The organism is Defluviitalea phaphyphila (genome assembly GCF_001466305.1).
GTDB lineage: Bacteria > Bacillota > Clostridia > Lachnospirales > Defluviitaleaceae > Defluviitalea_A > Defluviitalea_A phaphyphila.
This window is the reverse complement of record NZ_JWID01000042.1, coordinates 1,627-8,139: the sequence shown is the minus strand read 5'-3', so window position 1 is coordinate 8,139 and position 6,513 is coordinate 1,627. Positions and strand designations below refer to the sequence as shown.

Sequence of the window (6,513 nt, the reverse complement as noted above, 5' to 3'; positions counted from 1 at the left end):
TATTTTTATGCAAAAGATAATACTATAGGTTCTCGTTCAAACTTTGATTATTATGTAAGAAAACATAAATTAATAACTAAGCATAAATTCTAAAATTCAACGTTTTTTCAGTAATTTTAGAATACTCTTAAGAATGCATAAGTTTATATATAGACTTATTTCTGATAATGGAGAGTTTGAAACTAAAAAAAGGATCAAAGCTAGACAAGTTATTATATACAGTTGGAAAAATAACAGGTAAATTTTATTTAAAGCTAAAATATTTGATAATAATTCTAGAAATAGTTAGTCAAAAGTGTTAAAAGTTATTAATACATTGACATCAGCAATGAGTTTTATGGAGCGGAAATACAATTAATATTAAACATTAGTGGGACAGTATTAATAATAAAAGGATAAAAATTCATGAAGCAGGTTATAATTATCTGCTTTCTAAGCAAAAGAAATATTAGAAATTATATTAAACGCTGTAATAGAGCAGTATTGTATTAATTATAGCAGGATAAGTATGATTATGACGAGGATGAAAAGGTAACTTTTATGCCTTATATTTCGAATACTACAAATTTAATATCTTTAATATATCCAGAGAAAGTATTTATAAAGGATGTCGAAGTTGAAAAGGGTCTAATGATGTAAATGGCATAAGATAAATTTACAAAACTAAAAAAGTCGTCGACCTCCAGTAGGGAAAAAATCCCGGGGGATCGACGACAATTTAATTTAGTCCACAACCTCCGAAAAATAAGCATTTTATAAAAAAATACATAAAAAAAGAAGGAATTTTTAAAAAGGCGTAGAAAATATAAAATAGTGATAAATACAGCAATCAAATGGGTTTCTAGCCTACCTATGAGGAATTGAAACTTGCTTTTGTCCCTGATAATCTTTGTATTTATGATGTTTCTAGCCTACCTATGAGGAATTGAAACATTGTTGTGGGGATATTCCAAAAGCCGCTCCTATTGTTTCTAGCCTACCTATGAGGAATTGAAACAATTGTACTGAGTATATTCAATATCGCCTACATACTCGTTTCTAGCCTACCTATGAGGAATTGAAACACAAGCTATTTTATTAGAATACCTACAAGGCAACTCGTTTCTAGCCTACCTATGAGGAATTGAAACCGTTGTGGAATACGTATATACGCATTCCACGGGTTGGTTTCTAGCCTACCTATGAGGAATTGAAACCTAAAAAAGGTGATACAATGTATAGATTGCTTTATTGTTTCTAGCCTACCTATGAGGAATTGAAACTATCCCAAAGAGTCGCTACAAAAGTAACTGGCATATACGTTTCTAGCCTACCTATGAGGAATTGAAACGTCCCAATTTCATCATAAGGACTAAATACAAGAGAATCGTTTCTAGCCTACCTATAAGGAATTGAAACACTCTGTATAGCCCCGATCGGCTCTACCTATTTCCCGATGTTTCTAGCCTACCTATAAGGAATTGAAACATATAGTATCTAATTCTTTACAACGTATTCTGATGAGTTTCTAGCCTACCTATAAGGAATTGAAACTATATCCTGCATAAATATACCCTTTTGCAGTTTTTAGTTTCTAGCCTACCTATGAGGAATTGAAACAAAAGAGCTGCTATAGTATTGTTCTTAAAGGTAATAACAGTTTCTAGCCTACCTATAAGGAATTGAAACTTCGCATATCGACAAGGTAATTCCAAAGGATAACCAGTTTCTAGCCTACCTATGAGGAATTGAAGATTCATCTTCTTTAGAACAATTTTTAAATAAAGTGAATATAATATTCACAACCATTGATTATAGGAGATGAGAGGATGAAGAAGGTTGTTTCTTTTATAAGAGGAGATGTGACAGGAGATAGAATAGCTGATAGGGAATGGAGTATATGATATTTTGATTAGTATTACTTCAGGAGGAAGTGGAGGAATAACTTAATTTGTAAATCCCTTAAGTGGATTATATTCCGTAGATTTTGATGCTGATAGGGTATATGAATTATTAGCTTTTCAAAGGATAGCGGGAAGATATAATGCAGATTCCCTAGGATTTATTCAAAATATTTTAAAATGGGATAAAAATAGATTTGTATTAGATAGACAATTGGTAGGGATTTTAGGGTCGAAAATGATTTAATCATAACTAAGTCTTTAAATAATTCTTTGCTGTAAAGTTAAAAACTAATAATTATGTATATTTTTATTAAATATAATTGCCAAAGTTGTAAGACAATATTTAAAAAGTCTTATAATTTTGGCAATTATTATTATAATGAAGAAGTATGTCTTGATATTATAGTAAATATAGCTTTTATTTAATATTTTAGGATATACATAAAAATTTATTAAAGCTATTTGTTATAGAATATAATGACTAAGAATATAGGGATTTTCTATGTTTTGCTAAATTGATAAAGGAATTAAAAGAGATAATATTAGCATACTATCAAGAATCGTAAAAAAATTACGATTTGATTAAAAGTATTCAGTAAAAAAATTGCATAAAATAATATAGATATGATATAATTTAATTGAAAGGATGATATTTATGCTATCAAAAATAATTTTAAGTAATTTTAAATCGTTTAAGAATAAAACAGAAATAGATTTTAAAAAAACAAACTATAAATTTCTTGCGGACACAAATGTTTCACCTAATGGAATTTTAAAAGGCTGTATGTTTGTTGGGGCTAATGCTTCAGGGAAATCAAATATTATAATAGCAATTAAATTATTATTGGATTTATTATTCAAAGAAAGAGAAATTAATTCAAGATTATATCTATGTCTTTTTTCTGAAGAAAATAAATTTTCAATTGGTTACCATTTTTTGTTTGATAAAAGAGAAATTAGATATTTAATAAGTAACGACCCTGTAAGAAAAATCCTTTGTGAAACTCTTTATCTAGATGACAAACTTCTACTAGAAAGAATTGGGACTAATGCAAAATCTTATATAAATAAAGGTAAAGAAATAATTTATGATGAAAATGACCTAAGTAAGGATACGTTATTTTTAAGAACCCTATATTTTAATACAAAATTTGTAGGAAATGATATCCTTAAAGAATGGTTTGAGTTCTTACAAAATTCTGTATATATTAATGCTTTTGAGAAAAGAGTAATTTCGTATGGTAAAGAAGATGTTGGCCTTATCAATTATTTAAAATCGAATGGAACAGAAAGTATTAACGAGTTTTTTAATAAATATAAATTTAATCAAAACATTAATTATTCTAATGAAGATAAAAATTATAAAATTAAGATTACAACAGTAAATGATGAAGAAAAAATGATTTTTTTTAAACGTAAAGGTGTAGATGCACCTATTCCATTTATGGAAGAATCTTTAGGGAATAGAACGCTTTTAAATATTCTCCCTGCGTTCTTAAGTTTAACTAGTAGGAAAGGAATGCTTATAGTTGATGAGTTTTCAAGTGGTTTTCATAATGAACTTGAAGAGTTACTAATTCGATATTTTATGAAGTCATCTAAGGGTTCACAGATCTTTTTTGTTTCCCATTCTACCAATTTGCTTTCTACTTCAATAATGAGGCCTGATCAGATATATTCTGTAAATTTTAATGGCTCAGAGGGAAGTTGGGTAAAAAGATTTTCTGATGAACAACCAAGAATGGCTCAAAACATCGAAAAGATGTATTTAAGTGGAGTGTTTGAGGGGTTACCTGGATATGATGAAAATTAATAAAGATAAAAGTATTGGTAGAGTATTATTTATTGTTGAGGGGAGTAAAACAGAATTTTCTTTATTAAGAAGAATTTTCTGTAATATTTTAGGTTATGAATATATTGAAAAAAGAAGAAATAGAGCTGATTTTTTTCAAAATAAGAATAAAAGTTCCTCAAAAGTAGCAGTAATCAATACAGAACAATCAAATATTTCAGATATACTTGATGAAAATGATTATTTAGATGATATTTTTGCAACTTTAGTAACTGAATATAATTTCCCTATAGATAGATCAGCAATTTATTACTTATTTGATAGAGATCCAATTTCTAATGTAGATATTAATTTAATTGAAAAGTTATTAAATGATTTAAAAAATCCATATGAAAATGAAGATTTAAGAGGTGGACTTTTACTATTAAGTTATCCTTCTGTCGAAGCTTACATAGTTTCAAGTTTCAATGAGGATACTCATAATATTGAATTTTCATTAGGTAGTGATGTAAAAGCTTATATTGCTTCAAATAATCATATGCAGCTTAATAAATTAAGTGAAAATACTATAGAAAAAGCTGCATATGAATTGATAAAATATATAGAGGGCCAGGGTATTAAGATGGATATTGATTATTTTGGTGAAACTAATTCTGAAATTTTTTATAAACAAGAAGAATATTTTAAAATACATTCTAAATATAAATTAATTAGTTTATTATCAGTAGCATTTATTCAACTTGGGATAATTGAAATAGAAAAATAAATCCTATTTAAATCCTTTATTTATAACATTACAGGATGTTTTAGAAAATAAAAATATAAATTTTAGATTTGAAAAGAAAACGGAAATACTAGATTATAAAAATAGAAAAAACTGACTTAAAAATAATGAAATAAAAATGGATTTGTAAAACTAAAAAAGTCGTCGACCTCCAGTAGGGAAAAAACCCCGGGGGATCGACGACAATTTAATTTAGCCCACAACCCCCGAAAAATAAGCATTTTATAAAAAAATATATAAAAAAAGAAGGAATTTTTAAAAAGATGTAGAAAATATAAAATAGCGATAAATACAGCAACCCAATGGGTTTCTAGCCTACCTATAAGGAATTGAAACCTCATTATACTTCAATCTGTATTATTATTTCTTTCACGTTTCTAGCCTACCTATAAGGAATTGAAACTTTTTATTCATAAAACTATACTTATTGTCTTTGCAAGTTTCTAGCCTACCTATAAGGAATTGAAACATAATTTCAAATATTAAAGTGTCTTCTTTAGATGTGCGTTTCTAGCCTACCTATAAGGAATTGAAACTTTGAATCATATTTACCTTTTTCAATATCTTTTAAAGTTTCTAGCCTACCTATAAGGAATTGAAACACAGATATTAATTTACTTGAAGCACAAACAGCATTAAAGGTTTCTAGCCTACCTATAAGGAATTGAAACTATGTAGAAGGTTTCACTGAAAAATTTCCTTTCTCGTTTCTAGCCTACCTATGAGGAATTGAAACTCGTTTTGTATAAGGCAGTTAAACAATTTTTTAAAGTTTCTAGCCTACCTATAAGGAATTGAAACTTATAAAGACAAATGTACATGGAATTATGTCGCTAATGTTTCTAGCCTACCTATAAGGAATTGAAACGTGCTTCTGAAGGAACTGGCACAGCGTGGAGTACGTGTTTCTAGCCTACCTATGAGGAATTGAAACTTTTTATACGAACGATTTTCAATTCGTCCATATATAGTTTCTAGCCTACCTATAAGGAATTGAAGATTCATTCTCTTTAGAACGATTTTTAAATAAAGTGAATATAATATTCACAACCACTGATTATAGGAGATGAGAGGATGAAGAAGGTTGTTTCTTTTATAAGAGGAGATGTGACAGGAGATAGAATAGCTGATAATGTATATCTGACAGGCATAAAAACACCAAATAGTCCGTTTATCCAAGATATAACTTTAGTAGTACAAGATATAATTCAACCCTTTATTTAAACGATTTTGCAGGGAATGGAGTATATGATATTTTGATTAGCATTACTTCAGGAGGAAGTGGAGGAATAACTTAATTTGTAAATCCTTTAAGTGGATTATATCCCGTAGATTTTGATGCTAATAGGGTATATGAATTATTAGCTTTTCAAAGGATAGCGGGAAGGTATAATGCAGATTCCCTAGGATTTATTCAAAATATTTTAAAATGGGATAAAAATAGATTTGTATTAGATAGACAATTTGTAGGGATTTTAGGGTCGGAAATGATTTAATCATAACTAAGTTTTTAAATAATTCTTTGCTGTAAAGTTAAAAACTAATTCAATAATGAGGCCTGATCAGATATATTCTGTAAATTTTAATGGCTCAGAGGAAAGTTGGGTAAAAAGATTTTCTGATGAACAACCAAAAATGGCTCAAAACATTTTATTAAGAAGAATTTTCTGTATAGGTCGATCAGCAATTTATTACTTATTTGATAGAGCACCAATTTTTAATGTAGATATTAATTTAATTGAAAAGTTATTAAATGATTTAAAAAATCCATATGAAAATGAAGATTTAAGAGGTGGGTTTTTACTATTTCAAATCCTTTATTTATAAATTACAGGATGTTTTAGAAAATAATTTATAGTGTTTAGAAAATAAGAATATAAATTTTAGGTTTGAAAAGAAAACGGAAATACTAGATTACAAAGATAGAAAAAACTTACTTAAAAATAATGGAATAAAAATAGATTTATAAAATTAAAAAAGTCGTCGACCTCCAGTAGGGAAAAAATCCCGGGGGATCGACGACAATTTAATTTAGCCCACAACCCCCGAAAAAT

4 protein-coding genes and 2 CRISPR repeat arrays are annotated in these 6,513 nt (G+C 28.0%); all 4 genes read left to right on the top strand.

Features of this window, described 5'->3' with window-relative positions; all coding sequences use genetic code 11:
- Nucleotides 1-837: 837 nt before the first annotated feature.
- Nucleotides 838-1,734: a CRISPR direct-repeat array (repeat unit 30 nt; unit sequence GTTTCTAGCCTACCTATAAGGAATTGAAAC).
- Between the two features lie 804 nt (nt 1,735-2,538).
- The 4 genes from OM90_RS11825 (at nt 2,539) to OM90_RS11815 (ending at nt 6,286) form a co-directional block, all read left to right on the top strand.
- Entirely contained in the window at nt 2,539-3,696 is a 1,158-nt protein-coding gene (locus OM90_RS11825) for an AAA family ATPase (RefSeq protein ID WP_058487068.1), read from the top strand.
- On the top strand, nt 3,683-4,441 hold the full coding sequence (locus tag OM90_RS11820; RefSeq protein WP_242860911.1) for a hypothetical protein: 759 nt from the start codon (nt 3,683-3,685) through the stop codon (nt 4,439-4,441). The genes OM90_RS11825 and OM90_RS11820 overlap by 14 nt, the downstream gene beginning before the upstream one ends.
- 324 nt (nt 4,442-4,765) lie before the next feature.
- A CRISPR array of direct repeats spans nt 4,766-5,459; the repeat unit is 30 nt; unit sequence GTTTCTAGCCTACCTATAAGGAATTGAAAC.
- A gap of 74 nt (nt 5,460-5,533) precedes the next feature.
- Nucleotides 5,534-5,683 (top strand): hypothetical protein, encoded by a 150-nt coding sequence (locus OM90_RS13415; RefSeq protein ID WP_330381873.1) that lies wholly within the window; start codon nt 5,534-5,536, stop codon nt 5,681-5,683.
- 327 nt (nt 5,684-6,010) lie between these two features.
- Nucleotides 6,011-6,286: a hypothetical protein gene (locus OM90_RS11815; RefSeq protein ID WP_058487067.1), complete on the top strand. Its 276-nt coding sequence runs from the start codon at nt 6,011-6,013 to the stop codon at nt 6,284-6,286.
- Nucleotides 6,287-6,513 lie beyond the last annotated feature (227 nt).

What these genes read in the sequence shown, in the direction of transcription:
- OM90_RS11825 (WP_058487068.1), top strand. Translation starts at nt 2,539, where the DNA reads ATGCTATCAAAAATAATTTTAAGTAATTTTAAATCGTTTAAGAATAAA.
- OM90_RS11820 (WP_242860911.1), top strand. Translation starts at nt 3,683, where the DNA reads ATGATGAAAATTAATAAAGATAAAAGTATTGGTAGAGTATTATTTATT.
- OM90_RS13415 (WP_330381873.1), top strand. Translation starts at nt 5,534, where the DNA reads ATGAAGAAGGTTGTTTCTTTTATAAGAGGAGATGTGACAGGAGATAGA.
- OM90_RS11815 (WP_058487067.1), top strand. Translation starts at nt 6,011, where the DNA reads ATGAGGCCTGATCAGATATATTCTGTAAATTTTAATGGCTCAGAGGAA.